Annotated in this window: 12 protein-coding genes; 7 read left to right on the plus strand and 5 right to left on the minus strand. The window is 38.1% G+C overall.

From position 1 onward, the window contains the following. Positions 1-48 precede the first annotated feature (48 nt). Positions 49-2,307, minus strand: a complete 2,259-nt coding sequence (katG, locus tag CHB66_RS01895) for a catalase/peroxidase HPI (RefSeq protein ID WP_089237379.1) — start codon at positions 2,305-2,307, stop codon at positions 49-51. Between the two features lie 219 nt (positions 2,308-2,526). Between katG and ctlX the strand changes: the two genes are divergently transcribed. After that, positions 2,527-3,462 carry a citrulline utilization hydrolase CtlX gene (ctlX, locus tag CHB66_RS01900; protein WP_089237456.1) on the plus strand — a complete coding sequence of 312 codons (936 nt, stop codon included), beginning with the start codon at positions 2,527-2,529 and terminating at the stop codon, positions 3,460-3,462. Here the strand turns inward: ctlX and CHB66_RS01905 are convergent. Further along, on the minus strand, positions 3,459-5,021 hold the full coding sequence (locus CHB66_RS01905) for a SulP family inorganic anion transporter (protein WP_089237381.1): 1,563 nt from the start codon (positions 5,019-5,021) through the stop codon (positions 3,459-3,461). The genes ctlX and CHB66_RS01905 overlap by 4 nt on opposite strands. A gap of 574 nt (positions 5,022-5,595) precedes the next feature. Then, entirely contained in the window at positions 5,596-6,942 is a 1,347-nt protein-coding gene (purB, locus tag CHB66_RS01910; RefSeq protein ID WP_089237383.1) for an adenylosuccinate lyase, read from the minus strand. A gap of 177 nt (positions 6,943-7,119) precedes the next feature. On the opposite strand from purB, the gene CHB66_RS01915 reads away from it, so the two are divergent. The 6 genes from CHB66_RS01915 to CHB66_RS01940 all read left to right on the plus strand — a co-directional run bounded on the left by CHB66_RS01915 (position 7,120) and on the right by CHB66_RS01940 (position 12,614). Then, complete coding sequence (locus CHB66_RS01915; protein ID WP_245812645.1) at positions 7,120-9,315, plus strand: DUF5916 domain-containing protein; 2,196 nt, start codon at positions 7,120-7,122, stop codon at positions 9,313-9,315. A gap of 12 nt (positions 9,316-9,327) precedes the next feature. Continuing rightward, positions 9,328-10,434: a ferredoxin--NADP reductase gene (locus CHB66_RS01920; protein WP_089237385.1), complete on the plus strand. Its 1,107-nt coding sequence runs from the start codon at positions 9,328-9,330 to the stop codon at positions 10,432-10,434. A 10-nt stretch (positions 10,435-10,444) separates the two neighbouring features. After that, positions 10,445-10,939: a hypothetical protein gene (locus CHB66_RS01925; protein ID WP_089237387.1), complete on the plus strand. Its 495-nt coding sequence runs from the start codon at positions 10,445-10,447 to the stop codon at positions 10,937-10,939. A gap of 105 nt (positions 10,940-11,044) precedes the next feature. Then, the gene (locus CHB66_RS01930) at positions 11,045-11,923 is read left to right on the plus strand and encodes a pirin family protein (protein WP_089237389.1); all 879 of its coding nucleotides are present in this window, start codon (positions 11,045-11,047) and stop codon (positions 11,921-11,923) included. A 31-nt stretch (positions 11,924-11,954) separates the two neighbouring features. After that, entirely contained in the window at positions 11,955-12,206 is a 252-nt protein-coding gene (locus tag CHB66_RS01935) for a hypothetical protein (protein ID WP_089237391.1), read from the plus strand. Positions 12,207-12,218: 12 nt separating this feature from the next. Continuing rightward, positions 12,219-12,614: a 5-fold beta-flower protein gene (locus CHB66_RS01940; RefSeq protein ID WP_089237393.1), complete on the plus strand. Its 396-nt coding sequence runs from the start codon at positions 12,219-12,221 to the stop codon at positions 12,612-12,614. 19 nt (positions 12,615-12,633) lie between these two features. Here the strand turns inward: CHB66_RS01940 and CHB66_RS01945 are convergent, their stop codons facing one another. Together CHB66_RS01945 and CHB66_RS16790 are read right to left on the minus strand one after the other, a co-directional pair. Then, positions 12,634-13,419, minus strand: coding sequence for a Fic family protein (locus CHB66_RS01945; protein WP_089237395.1), 786 nt, complete (start codon positions 13,417-13,419; stop codon positions 12,634-12,636). Between the two features lie 182 nt (positions 13,420-13,601). Next, on the minus strand, positions 13,602-13,970 hold the full coding sequence (locus CHB66_RS16790) for a hypothetical protein (RefSeq protein WP_141107353.1): 369 nt from the start codon (positions 13,968-13,970) through the stop codon (positions 13,602-13,604). Between the last annotated feature and the right edge of the window lie 628 nt (positions 13,971-14,598).

The following is a 14,598-nucleotide window of genomic DNA, read 5'->3' on the forward strand; positions in this document are numbered from 1 at the left end:
CTCCAATAGAAGGCTGGCTTGATCTATCAATTTAATCCTCAATCAAAATTATCTTTTGTATACCAAATCGAATCTATCTAGATTCATTACTTTGGTCCAAGCTGCTACGAAGTCTTTCACAAACTTGTCCCTGTTGTCGGCTTGCGCATATACTTCCGCTAAAGCTCTCAATTCAGAGTGAGATCCGAAAATCAAATCAGCTCTTGTAGCAGTATACTTCACTTCTCCTGAATTTCTATCTCTTCCTTCAAATGTCTCTTTGGTGTCATCAACAGCTTTCCATTCTGTGCTCATGTCCAGAAGATTGACAAAGAAATCATTGTTTAGCATGTCTTTTTTATCTGTAAAAACACCATGCTTAGATCCATCATAGTTGGCATGCAAAGCACGCATACCACCCACTAGCACAGTCATCTCAGGAGCAGTCAAAGTCAATAATTGTGCTTTATCAACCAGCAATTCTTCAGTAGATACTGTATATTTTGTCTTCAAATAATTTCTAAATCCATCAGCCATTGGCTCTAGCAAAGCGAAAGATTCTACATCTGTCATTTCCTCAGAAGCATCCATTCTACCCGGTGTAAATGGAACATCGATCTGATGTCCAGCATTTGATGCAGCTTTCTCAACAGCAGCCGTACCAGCTAAAACTATCAAGTCAGCTAGAGAAACTTTTTTAGCTCCTGATTTCGCATTGAAGTCAGCTTGGATTTTCTCTAAAGTACCCAATACCTTATTCAATTGCGCTGGATTATTCACTTCCCAATTTCTCATTGGTTCCAATCTGATTCTAGCACCATTAGCACCACCTCTTCTATCAGAACCCCTATAAGTTGAAGCAGAAGCCCAAGCGGTATTGACCAATTCAGAAATTGAAAGATTTGAATTCAAAATCTGAGTTTTCAGGCTTGCAATATCATTAGCATTCACTAATGGGTGATTTACCGCAGGAATTGGGTCTTGCCAAATCAATTCTTCTTTCGGTGCCTCAGGACCTAAATAAGTGGTATTTGGTCCCATATCTCTATGTGTCAATTTGAACCAAGCTCTTGCGAATGCTTCATTGAAGGCGTCTTGATCTTCTAGGAATCTTCTGGAGATTTTCTCGTATTCTGGGTCGAATCTCAAAGATAAATCCGTAGTCAACATGTAAGGTGGTTGTTTTTTATCAGCATCAAATGCATCTGGGATGATATTTCCAGCATCCTTCGCTACCCACTGATGAGCGCCTGCTGGGCTTTTAGTCAATTCCCAATCATATTTGAAAAGGAATGTCAAATAATCATGGCTCCACTGCGCTGGGGTAGATGTCCAAGTCACTTCTAAACCAGAAGTAATAGCATCAGCACCTTTTCCAGACTTGTAAGAGCTCTTCCACCCGAATCCTTGCTCTTCGATATCTGCTGCTTCAGGCTCAGCGCCCACATTTTCTGCTGGTCCAGCACCATGTGTTTTACCCAAGGTGTGTCCACCTGCAATCAAAGCAACAGTTTCTTCATCATTCATTCCCATTCTACCAAAGGTCTCTCTGATATCGTGTGCTGCCAATACTGGATCAGGGTTTCCATTCGGCCCTTCTGGATTTACATAGATCAATCCCATCTGAACTGCAGCCAGCGGATTCTCAAGTTTACGTCCATCACTATAGCGCTCGTCAGCCAACCATTCTTTTTCCTTACCCCAGTACACATCTAGTTCAGGTTCATACACGTCTTCTCTACCACCTGCAAACCCAAATGTCTCAAATCCCATGGATTCTAATGCAACGTTTCCAGTTAGGACCATCAAGTCAGCCCATGAAATTTTGTTGCCATATTTTTGCTTGATCGGCCAAAGTAATCTTCTAGCCTTATCAAGGTTACCATTGTCAGGCCAGCTATTCAAAGGTGCAAAACGCTGCTGTCCAGATCTAGAACCTCCACGACCATCTCCTGTACGATAAGTCCCAGCACTGTGCCATGCCATACGGATGAACAAGCCGCCATAATGACCAAAATCAGCAGGCCACCAGTCTTGAGAATCAGTCATCAAATCCCTCAAATCCTGTTTGAGCGCTTCATAATCTAAACTATTGAATTCATCGGCATAATTGAAATTCTCTCCCATTGGATTGGAAAGAGACGAGTTTTGACGAAGAATATTTAAGTTCAACTGATTAGGCCACCACTCTGCATTTTGGGTAGCCATTGCATTGCTCGGGCTTTTTTTCGTAGCGCTAGACCAACCGTCTACTCCTCCTTTATCTTGTGCCCCTACCGTCAATACTGTACTAGCTAGGAGCGCAATTGCTAACAAAAATTTTTTCATAAGAATATGCTTGATTTATTTTTTAGGTATGATTAAATAAGAACTCAAAATTACTTTCTATTGCTTTTAGAAAGAAATTGAAAAAATCTATAAGCAATCGAGTTGGTAAATAACTCAGTGAAAAAAATCTTAAAAGTTTTAGCTATCAAGGGGATATGCTGGTCACATTTTAGATAAATTCGCATGAAATATTCCTTAGCAATCATTCCATTTACTATAATGACTTCACCTACTACCTCCACAATCCTAATGGTAAGACCTGCAAACTTTGGCTTCAACCCAGAAACAGCTAGCAACAACTTTTATCAAAAAAAAGACGATCGTGATGCTTTAGAAATCAATACAATCGCCCAGAAAGAGTTTGATAATTTTGTTGCCTTACTCCGTAAAGAAGGAATTGAGGTAATTGTGGTAGAAGACACGAAGACTCCACTAAAAACGGATGCAATATTTCCAAATAATTGGTTCACCACACACCAAGATGGCAAGGTCATCCTATATCCTATGTTTTCTCCAAACAGAAGATTGGAGCGAAGAAAAGATATCCTTGAGATATTAATGCAAAATAAATTTTTGATTGACGAAGTGATTGATTTGAGTTTTTTTGAGCAGCATGAACAATATTTGGAAGGTACGGGCAGTCTAATTTTTGACAGAGAAAACCAAAATGCTTACGCTTGCAGATCATTGAGAACACATGAAGTTCCTTTAAAATATTTAGGACGACTTTTGGCATACAAAGTGATAGACTTTGATGCTAAACAATTAATTGATGGAAAAGAATCGCCGATTTACCACACCAATGTCATGATGCATGTCGGAAGTGATATTGCTGTGGTATGTTTAGATAGCTTACCAAATGCCTCTGAAAAGTTAGTATTACAGCAAGAGTTACAAATGACTGGTAAAAAAATCATCCCTATTACCTCAAAACAGAAGTTTCAATTTGCTGGTAATATGTTGGAAGTCAAAAATGGTCAAAATGAGAAGTTTACTGTAATGTCCAGGACAGCATATAACTCTTTGAACAAAGCCCAAATCAAAACCATTGAGAAATATACAAAAATCATTGCCCCAGAAATTCCAGTAATCGAAAAACTAGGAGGTGGAAGTGCTAGATGCATGATGGCGGAGATTTTCCTACCAAGAGCTTAATGGTGAGCACCTACTTTTACAGATTTGATTTTGATTGTATCCACTTCGATATCCCTCTCCCTAGCTGAGATTTTGAAGTTTTCTATTACTTCTAGTACATCGTAATCAATGATTTTGGAATTGCTTCCATCGATGATCACATGCTTACCATCTGGTACTTCTTCAAGTGTTTTGATCAATGCTCCTTTGTTTAGAAAACTCACTTCTTCTGAAAGGATAATTTTCAAAGTATCCTTATCTTCCTTGCTTTCTTTGGAGATGATATGTGAGTTTTGGAAATTACGTAATAGGATATAAACAATCGCTACTCCCATACCCAAGGCTATACCTATAAGTAAATCAAAGACTACAATCCCAAGTACTGTAATCAAAAAAGGTAAAAATTGATCCCAACCCAACCTTGCTTGAGATTTGATAAGAGAAACTCTGGTCAATTTATAACCAACTTGCAATAGTATCGCGGCCAAGGCAGCCAAAGGGATTAAATTCAACCAGCTAGGAATCAACAATACCGTAACTACCAACAATACTCCGTGAAAAATAGCTGACATCTTTGTCCTAGATCCTGCAGTGACATTTGCAGAGCTCCTGACAATCACCGCTGTCACTGGAAGTCCGCCTATGAGCCCATTGATCATATTCCCAATACCCTGAGCCAGTAACTCTCTGTTTGGGGGTGAAACTCGTTTGTAGGGATCAATTTTATCAGCAGCTTCCAAACTCAATAACGTTTCTAAACTCGCTATAATAGCTATAGTAAAAGCCACAACCCAAACTCCTGAATTGGTGATGGCAGAGAAATCTGGAAGCATAAAAAGATCTGTAAAGCTGGAAAAAGAATCCACTTGAGGAAGCACAACCTTGTCATCAATATCAAGATAAAGCGAAGGTAATAAGAATTTAAAAAGTTTATTGATCCCTACACTCAAAAAAACTACGATAAGGGCTCCTGGAATAACCCTCAATATTTTATTACTCTTGATCATGGGTTTGTCCCAAATAATCAAAATAGTCAATGAAATTGTGGTGATAATCAAAGCCCCAAAATCAAATTCATTTGCTAAATTCCTCAAATCCAGCACCGCTCCCAAGTCATTGATAAAAGGTATGTATTGTGCCAAATTTTGAGTTTCATTCACCCCAAAAGCATAAGGTATTTGCTTGATAATTAAGATAATCCCTATCCCTGCCAACATCCCTTTGATCACTGAAGTTGGAAAATAATAACCAATTACGCCTGCTTTGGCAATCCCAAGTAAGACCTGAAAAATTCCAGCCAACAAGACAGACATCAAGAAAACATCAAAAGAACCCAAATCACTTATCGCATTCAGTACAATGACAGTCAAACCCGCGGCAGGACCCGAAACAGAAGTGGCAGATCCAGATAAATAACCAATCACAATCCCTCCCACTACACCTGCAATAATGCCAGAGAATAAAGGGGCTCCAGAGGATAATGCTATACCTAAGCACAATGGTAAAGCAACTAGAAATACAACCAGACCCGCGGGGAGATCTGAACCTAAATGGGCAAAAATACTTTTCGATTTATTCATAGTGAAATGAAACTGGGTGAGTAATTCAATGGATTAACATCCTACGTAAAAATAGAACAAAAGGAATCAAGAATTTCTAACATATAAAATTATTTTATATCAGTTATAAAAAATATAAAGAAACAACTCTTACTACAATAATTCAAAAGTATCAAAACCACTGATCTCTGAATATTGAAACATGTATATCTGCTTTCACAGCAGTAGCTAAACGAAATGGGGTGTTTTAAAGCAATTGATGCACTGATAACTAATCGATTAATGTCTAGTAACGAATATCCACAAGAATATATGTGTTAAATATCCTTACTGATGTCATTACGGATAATCATATATTGAAAAATGACAAACCAAAATTCAACGAGTGACTATACTGAATACTCGATTTGTAGCGAATAATCGACTACAATTGATCTAAACAATCAAGCATTAGTATCATGTATTACAACTGGTAAAAAAGTGATTTACAAATTTTGAAAAATTCAAGGCTACAATAAAAGCCCCCAATAAGTGTCTAACTTTTTGGGGGCACATCATTGACAGACTTGGGGATTTTACATCTTCGTACAAATGATCAAAAAATGCCTGTATAATTAAAAGGACTTATTTTTTTTAATTCTTCTTTGACAAGGTCATTTACATTAAGCTGATCTATGAATTCAGATATGGAATCCTTGGTGATTTTAGTGTTGGTTCTTGTAAGATCCTTGAGTGCTTCATAAGGCTTTGGGTAGCCTTCTCTTCTCAATACAGTCTGAATAGCTTCTGCCACCACAGCCCAATTTTCTTCCAAGTCGGCATCTATTGCCGCTTGATTGAGCTCTAGCTTATTAAGTCCTTTGGCCAATGATTCCAAAGCAATCAACATATGCCCAAGAGGAACACCAATGATTCTCAATACGGTACTGTCTGTCAAATCTCTTTGCAATCTGCTGATTGGTAGCTTAGCTGCCAAATGCTCCAAAAGGGCATTTGCAATCCCTAGATTTCCTTCTGCATTTTCAAAATCAATTGGATTTACCTTGTGTGGCATTGCCGAAGAGCCAATTTCTCCAGCTTTGATTTTTTGCTTGAAATAATTCATCGCCACGTACTGCCACACATCTTTTGAGAGATCCAACAACACTGTATTGATTCGCTTCAATCCATCGAAAAGTGCTGCTAGGTTATCGTAATGTTCAATTTGTGTAGTAGGATAGCTCCTTTCGAGTCCAAGGTAATTTGCTACAAATCCATTGGCGAACAGCATCCAATCTATATCAGGATAAGCAACATGATGGGCGTTCATATTTCCTGTAGCCCCTCCAAATTTTGCAGAATAAGGTACTTGAGAAAGTAATTGAAGTTGCTTTTCTACTCTTGTAACGAATACTTGAAATTCCTTTCCAAGATTGGTTGGAGAAGCCGGCTGTCCGTGAGTTTTAGCAAGCATAGGAATTGTTTTCCAAGCCTCCACTTTAGCCCTTAGGTTTTCAAGCACTGAATCTAGGCTGGGAATGATCACTTCTTCGAGTCCATGCTTAAGCATCAATGGAGTAGCTGTGTTATTAATATCTTGAGAAGTCAATCCAAAATGAATGAATTCTTTAAATTCATCTAAACCCAGCTCATCAAACCTCTCCTTGAGAAAATATTCAACAGCTTTCACATCATGATTGGTAACCATCTCAGTCTCCTTGATAGTCTTTGCGTCTTCCATCGAAAAGTTCTTCACCAAACCTCTAAGTTGCACGAAAAATTTCTTATTGAAATCTTTCAACTGTGGAAGTGGAAGCTCGCAGAGTGCAATAAAATATTCAACTTCAACATGTACCCTGTATTTGATCAGAGCAAATTCAGAAAAATAAGGTCTAAGGGGAGCTGTCTTGCTACCATACCTACCGTCTATAGAACTAACGGCTGTCAGGTGAGTCAAATTCATGATGTTGTATTTTGTTTAGAGTGCGCAAATTTAGCTTTTCAAAAAGAAAAAAACAGGCTTCTAATGAAATATAAATCCCCACCCACTTAAAACAAATCTTCGCCAATTTGATTTCAGTTCTGACCGAATGAAGAAAACAGATCTGTTTCATCTACTTATTAGTCTAGCTTTGCACCGATGAAGTATATTTACCCAAGTATAATTACATTCTTTTTATCACTTTCTTTTTTGTTTGCCAATGATAAAAAAGATAAGGAATTTGGACTGGAAGTAGGACTGGCTACATCTCCTATGACCATAGATGGTGTCATCAATATGGAAGAATGGGGAGAGTCAGCATTGATTTCCAACTTTATCCAGCAAATCCCAAAAGAAGGTCTTCCTGCAACCGAGAATACAGAAGTGAGGCTCAAATACGACGAGAATTTCCTTTATGTAGCTGCCACATTGTATACTAAAACACCAGGAGATTATGTTATTTCCTCCTTAAAAAGGGATTTTAGTTTTGACCAAAATGATGCTTTCGCAATAGTCATTGGGCCTTATGATGATGGGAATAATGGTTTTATGTTTGCCGTATCACCTTATAATATTCAAATGGAAGGTCTGGTAAACAATGGCGATAGAGTTTCTGATGTTTGGGACAACAAATGGTTTTCCGAAGTACAACGATATGATGATAGATGGGAGGTAGAAATGGCTATCCCATTCAAAACACTTAGGTATACCGAAGGATCAGAATATTGGCGGGTCAATTTTATCCGAAACGATAGAAAAAACTTTGAGCAATCTTCTTGGGTACCAGTCCCCTTAAACCAAAGAATCGGGAGTTTAGCATTTACAGGATATTTAAATTGGGACAAGCCACTCAAAAAACCAGGTTCCAATATTGCAGTAATCCCTTATGCTGCGACAAATGCAGCTAAAGATTACCGAACTAACGACCCTACGAGTACTGGTTTTGATGCTGGGTTAGATGCAAAAGTTGCCATCACTCCTTCTATGAACCTAGACCTCACTTTCAACCCTGACTTCTCTACTGTAGAGGTAGATCAGCAGCAAACAAACCTCAACAGGTTTGAACTCTTTTTCCCTGAAAGAAGGCAATTTTTTCTCGAAAATGCGGATCTCTTTGCAGATTATGGATTCAGAAGCATTCGTCCATTTTTCTCTAGAAGAATTGGTATCGCCACAGACAGTTTAGGAAGGAGTTCCAACAATCGTATCCTCTATGGAGCCAGACTCAATGGGAATCTTAATGACAACCTAAGAGTAGGTTTGCTCAATATGCAAACTGCTACAGAAGACGAGGTTGGCTATCCTGGTCAAAATTATACTGTTGCCACGGTGCAACAAAAAGTATTCAGTAGATCTAATGTAGCAGCTATTTTTGTGAATAGACAGACTACAGGAAATGTGGGGGAGTCAAATAGAATTCCTGATTATAACAGGGTGCTTGGCCTTGATTACAATTTGGCTTCTATTGACAACAAGTGGACTGGAAAGTTTTTTTATCACCAGTCCTTTAGTCCAAATCAGACTGGTGACACCAAAGCGCATGCGAGTTACTTAGACTACAATACCAAAACATGGAAATTCCAATGGAATCATGAATATGTAGGAGATTCCTACAATGCGGAAGTAGGCTTTGTTCCAAGAAGATCCTACTGGAGGTTTGAGCCTAATGTACTTTACAGGCATGTCATTGGTAGTGATAAGATCTTCCAACAGACGTTTCAAGTCAGGTACGATATGTACACCAATGATGATTTCAGCTTAAAAACTGACGAGACCATCTCCTTTATCTATAGACTTTATTTCAAAAACACCTCTACCATTCAGGCTAGAATCTTCAATGAATATATTTATTTATTCAATTCCTTTGAACCCACAAGATCAGGAGGGGAAAGATTGGCTGCGGGAACTGACTATTCTTATTTGAGAGCAGGAATCACCTACACTTCAGATAGAAGAAAACTCTTTAATTACAGTGCTACTACTTATTATGGAGGTTTTTTTAATGGTACTAGGACATTTGTAAATACCAATGTCAACTACCGATTCCAACCTTATGGAAATATTTCCATGTTTGCACAATACAATAAAATCGAAATGCCTCAGCCCTATAGCTCGGCAGATTTATGGTTGGTAGGGCCAAGAGCTGAAGTTTCTTTCACTGACAAATTGTTTTTGAGTACCTTTGTGCAGTACAATAGTCAGATTGACAATATCAACATCAATACACGTTTTCAGTGGAGATTCAAACCTGTTTCCGACTTCTTTGTTGTTTACACAGACAATTATCATCCAGAAGGCTTACAAATTAAAAATCGCGCATTAATTTTGAAGCTCACTTACTGGATCAACGTGTAAAGCATCCGAAGCATGTTCAATTTATTCAAAAAGAAAAAATCCGAGCCCAACAAGGGCGAGCAATACTTATCGCTCAAAATCAGAGAAATCGTCAAAGAAACTCCTGATACAGTTAGCATCTTCTTTGAGCAGCCTGAGCCTTATCTAGACTACAAGCCAGGTCAATTCCTTACCGTAATTTTAGAAATTGAAGGCAAAGAAGTGCGTAGATCTTACAGTCTTTGCACCTCCCCTTTTGTGGATCCATTTCCAGGAATCTCTGTCAAAAGAGTGACTGGAGGACTGGTGTCCAACTACCTCAATGACCAACTTCGACCTGGAAAGACGATCGAAATCATGAAACCTTTGGGGAACTTTACCACTTCTTTTCATTCCCAAAACAAAATCCAATACTTCATGGTAGCGGGAGGAAGTGGCATCACCCCTATCATGGGTCTTACCAAGTCTGTCTTAGTCAACGAGCCTAATTCTAAAGTAACCCTATTATATTGCTCCAGATCAGAGGATCAAATCATTTTCCACGAGCAACTCAAGACACTCAAAGAAAAATACGGTGAGCAACTCGAGATCATTCACAACCTCAGTAAGCCTGAAGCAGGCTGGTCAGGCATGTCGGGAAGACTTGATAGCAGCAAACTGAAAGAAGTATTGAGTTGGAGCGACGACAAAGAATTGACAGATAAGAAATATTTTGTTTGCGGACCTGAAGGCTTGATGAATACCATCTTGAACACCTTAGAAAGCCTAGGGATTGCAAAGGATTTGATCCACGAAGAGAGTTTCTATTCAGACCTCGACGCCAAAGAAGCAGCCAAAAAGGCTTCTGGTGAAATGGCGCCTGCACTTACCCGTGAGGTAACTGTACAAGTAGAAGGTCAGGAATATAGTTTTGAAGTAGCACCAGAAAAAACGATTCTAGAAGCAGGTTTGGACAACCATGTTGACATGCCCTACAGCTGTCAAAGTGGCCTATGTACGGCTTGTAGAGGAAGATTAATAGCTGGTAAAGTAGATATGATCGAAGATGCAGGACTAAGCGAAGGTGAAATCGCCGATGGATACATTCTATGCTGTTCCTCAAAGCCTGCAAGTAGTGACGTTAAAATCATCATAGAATAATAACATCCCCTTGGAAAAAGACCCCATCAGACCCATTTATGATAGACTGGAGAGAACATCGCTGATCATTATCGCTTGTTCCATCCCAGTCTTCGCCATCGTTTATCTCTATAGTCAAAATAATACCCTTGACTTTGATAGACCTAATTTGCCTGCTTGGCTAGACTTTGTCTTTCTTGGTTTTATTTATGCCATATTGGCTGTCGGCTACATGAATTTTCACAAGGCAATCAAAGTGGTATTGGCTAACCCGATGGACTTACTTGACAAAGTAATTATCTACAAAGATGCTACACTCAATCGGCTAAAGCTTCTGCTTTTGAGCAGCATCCTTAGCCCCACTGGTCTTTTGATCTTTGAGAACAATGGCTATATCATCGCTTATGCACTGACCTTGGTTTTGATCTCTCTTGGCAAGCCTTCTCCTGATCGTATGGTTAGACTGATGCGACTCAAAGGTGAAGAAAAAGAAAGAGTCATTCGAATCAAGACAAGAGAAAGTTGATCATCAAGTAAGATATAAAATTTATTTGTCTACGGATAATATTCAGAAGCCATCTTTATTGTGATAGAGATGGCTTCAAAATTTTGTACCTTTCTTAAAAAAAAGATGTCGAATATCAAACTAATCATAGAAGAGCGGGCGGCGAGTATTGGGAACTTTATGGTGGGGAGGCTATTGCCATTTAGACAGAAGCGATCTGTGGGACCTTTTGTATTTATTGATCACATGGGGCCTGTAAAAATGAGCGAAAGGGAGAATTTTGATGTACTGCCACATCCACATATTGGCTTATCCACGCTCACATTTTTGTTTGAAGGATCAATCATGCATCGAGATTCTATAGGTAGCGAAGTAGAAATAAAACCTGGAGCTGTAAACTGGATGACAGCAGGAAAAGGTGTGGTACATTCTGAAAGAACTCCCGAATACTTAAGAGATAGTGCCATGGAAATGCATGGCCTACAAATCTGGGTTGCATTACCACTAGAACTTGAAGATGCAGAGCCATCTTTTACCCATATTGCTGCCGAAGAGATCCCTACCTGGACTGAAGGAGACCTGACATTCAAATTGGTAGCCGGTGAAGCTTTTGGTAGAAAATCACCAGTACCAGTACACAGTAAACTCTACTTTATAGAAATCAAAAGTACTTCAACTCAAAAAGTGAGCATTGGTGAGCAGCTCTTTGGAGAAAGCGGACTATATATTCTTGATGGAGCTATCCAATCTGAAGGAAACACCTACGATCCTAGACAAATCCTAATAGCAAATGACAGCAAACTTTGTGAGTTTGAGATACAAGCTGGTGCTACTGTTTATCTTTTTGGTGGAGAAGTATTCCCCGAAGAGCGCTATATTGACTGGAACTTCGTCTCTTCCAGTAAGGAAAAATTGAAGCAAGCAAAAGCTGATTGGATAGCACAGAAGTTTCCAAAAATTCCTAGAGAACCCGATTTTGTCCCCTATCCAGGTACAGAAAAGTAATGAATCATCGAATAAAAATTCAATAAATTAAATGTTTGAAGGATCAGATTACCCAAAGTCATTGGAAGAGGACCTCTTTGACTCTTGGTTTGAAAAAGGTAGGGCCAGCTTGATGCCATACACCTACATGTTGATCATTTGGGACGAGTTGGAAAATGAATACTTTCCAGTCTATGTAGAACAAAGATCAGAAATACAGAGTTATGAAAAATATGGCAGTACGCCCGAGCGACAATCTTTGATAGCAGCTTATGATCTTTATTCCGAATCTAGGATGGGCTAAAATTGACAGATAATGAGATTTACCTTTTTAATATTGATCCTCTTCTTTGGACTTGGCTTTGCAGCAGAAGCACAGCGCTTGATGGATGGGAATAGAAGAACTGTTGGCTATATTGAAAATGGTAGGGTGATGAATGCAACTCGTACTACCATAGGGCATATTGACCCATCGCGTATTACAGATGCTTCTAGGCGAACGCTAGGTTATATAGAAAATGGTAGAGTCATGGATGCAAGCAGAAAAACCGTTGGTTACATCGAGCAGAGTCGGATCATGGATGGGAGCAGAAGAACCATTGGCTACATTGAATCCGGTAGGGTTATGGATGGGAGTCGACGTACCATCGGGCATATCGAAAATGTCAAAAATGGTGAAGTAGCAATCTTTTATTTTTTCTTTTTCTATTGAAAAAACTTAACTGCTGAGCCTATAAAGTTTTTGTAGCATAGGGTAGCATCTGTAAAAAAGGAAGTGCTTTAGAATAATCCAAGGTAGAGTATTCTAAGCCTAAAAGTCTGATGTTTGAGTAGTAGGTTTGATGATGGTCGTAATACGTTTTTTCACTCTGTATAAACCAGGCCTTATCGCCTAATTTTTCTGCTAAAAACCATTTTTCTATTAATCTGGCACTTCTGCCGTTTCCATCATTCCAAGGATGTATTTTGACAAAAACCAAATGAATCATGGAGGCATAAAAAAAAGCTTCTTCGATAGACATTTCTGTTTTGAGTAGTAGCGTCAAATCGGTATAAAACTTTTCCATTTCTGCCTCTAATTCAAAAGGTGAGGCCGCTACATATTCAATACGGCCATCAGGAGTGGAGACATACATGTTTTGTGTGCGGTACGTTCCCTGCCTGTTTTTAGTAAGGATATTTTTGCTGAGCAATGAATGGGCCTGGGCAATGGTTTCCTTATTGAGCTCATTGACCTTTGCAAAGGTATAGGCGTCGTACAGGTCATCTATTTTCCTAGTGTAATCTGGTGAAAATTCAATGCCGAATTTCTTATGTTTAACGTAGCTATCCAATTCTATAGCCTCTCCTTCTATTTTGCTACTGTATACGGAGGATACAGAGGTGTAAAAACTAAAGCTATCTGTTGAAATTTCGGCGTCTTTCAATGCTTCAAAAGCATGATTTAAACCTTTCGGCGCTTTTTCCAAGTATTCTGAAAGTAAATCATTGCTTAGAATTAGTAGTTGTTTGTTCATCTCTATTACAGCTCAATAAAAAACTAAGTTAGTCAACTATTGTATTGAAAAAAACAAATGGTTTCTAGAGTTGTCTAAAACAAAAAAACCTTGCATTTCTGCAAGGCTTTCGCTCCCCCTATCAACGATAGTTGCAACCGGAGCAGGGTATTTTTGGTTTTAAAAGAGGTTTATAATTGTATTTAAGATGACTGATTTTTCATATTAACATGACCTAAAATAAGTCTTTCAATTTCATTTAGGGATTCAATTTGGATGCTGACTTCAGTGTAGGCATCAAGTAATTTACCTTCAATTGGTAAATCTGTTGCATTCATGATGTTTAGTCTATAATAAAACACCTTTTCAACAACATTTCCGTTATGCGCTTCAAACAGTTTATTAAATATTTCTATTTCCTTTTTTTTAATTTCATTAATTTTTTTAAGAATTGATATAACATCATATTTATTTATCGTTCCTAATTCCTGAGGTTCCTTCAATTTTTTAATTGAGATTGATTCGTCAAGCACTTCTGTTTTCTTAGGTATTAAGTCAAGAGATTTTTTCAAAAAAAATAAATGGGTTTTTAGCCTGCTTTGTAATGATAAAGTATATGAATAAAAATCTATTTGAGATTTAACTTTCGGTAGGATTTCTAGGAAAAAATAAAATATACTTCCCGCAATTAACGAGAATATTATATTCTCAGATATTTTCCATAATTTAAAAAAGAGGTCTGAAAAGATGACCTTTGGAAAGAAGTTATTAATGTAAACGAGCAATATTGAGCAAAAAAATACCCAAATAACTCCTTTATTTATAAAGAGAAAAACAGGCTAGTTTTTGGGGATAATTTCAAATTTTCATTATCCAATGCCATTTTACTTTTAGTGTTTGAATTCATTTATCTAAAATAAGAATTGAAAATTAATTAAACTCCATTTCGGTTATTATATCAACCTTATGAAACTTGAATCTATACTTTTCTCTGAAAATCAAAGATTTAAACCAAAAATCACTTTTATTAAATTGAAGTGTTAGAAAATTTTATATAGCGAAGCATATTTCATTCTCTATCCATGAAAATATAGCTATAGGGTAAAAAACACAAAAGCCTTTCAGTTTCCTGAAAGGCTTTTTGATAATGTGGCGGCGACCTACTCTCCCGGGTGTAACCCCAGTACCATCGGCGCTGCA

This window comes from Belliella buryatensis (assembly GCF_900188245.1).
GTDB lineage: Bacteria > Bacteroidota > Bacteroidia > Cytophagales > Cyclobacteriaceae > Belliella > Belliella buryatensis.

Coding starts and splice junctions, on each gene's coding strand:
- katG (WP_089237379.1), bottom strand. CDS start 2,307: ATGAAAAAATTTTTGTTAGCAATTGCGCTCCTAGCTAGTACAGTATTG.
- ctlX (WP_089237456.1), top strand. CDS start 2,527: ATGACTTCACCTACTACCTCCACAATCCTAATGGTAAGACCTGCAAAC.
- CHB66_RS01905 (WP_089237381.1), bottom strand. CDS start 5,021: ATGAATAAATCGAAAAGTATTTTTGCCCATTTAGGTTCAGATCTCCCC.
- purB (WP_089237383.1), bottom strand. CDS start 6,942: ATGAATTTGACTCACCTGACAGCCGTTAGTTCTATAGACGGTAGGTAT.
- CHB66_RS01915 (WP_245812645.1), top strand. CDS start 7,120: ATGAAGTATATTTACCCAAGTATAATTACATTCTTTTTATCACTTTCT.
- CHB66_RS01920 (WP_089237385.1), top strand. CDS start 9,328: ATGTTCAATTTATTCAAAAAGAAAAAATCCGAGCCCAACAAGGGCGAG.
- CHB66_RS01930 (WP_089237389.1), top strand. CDS start 11,045: ATGTCGAATATCAAACTAATCATAGAAGAGCGGGCGGCGAGTATTGGG.
- CHB66_RS01935 (WP_089237391.1), top strand. CDS start 11,955: ATGTTTGAAGGATCAGATTACCCAAAGTCATTGGAAGAGGACCTCTTT.
- CHB66_RS01940 (WP_089237393.1), top strand. CDS start 12,219: ATGAGATTTACCTTTTTAATATTGATCCTCTTCTTTGGACTTGGCTTT.
- CHB66_RS01945 (WP_089237395.1), bottom strand. CDS start 13,419: ATGAACAAACAACTACTAATTCTAAGCAATGATTTACTTTCAGAATAC.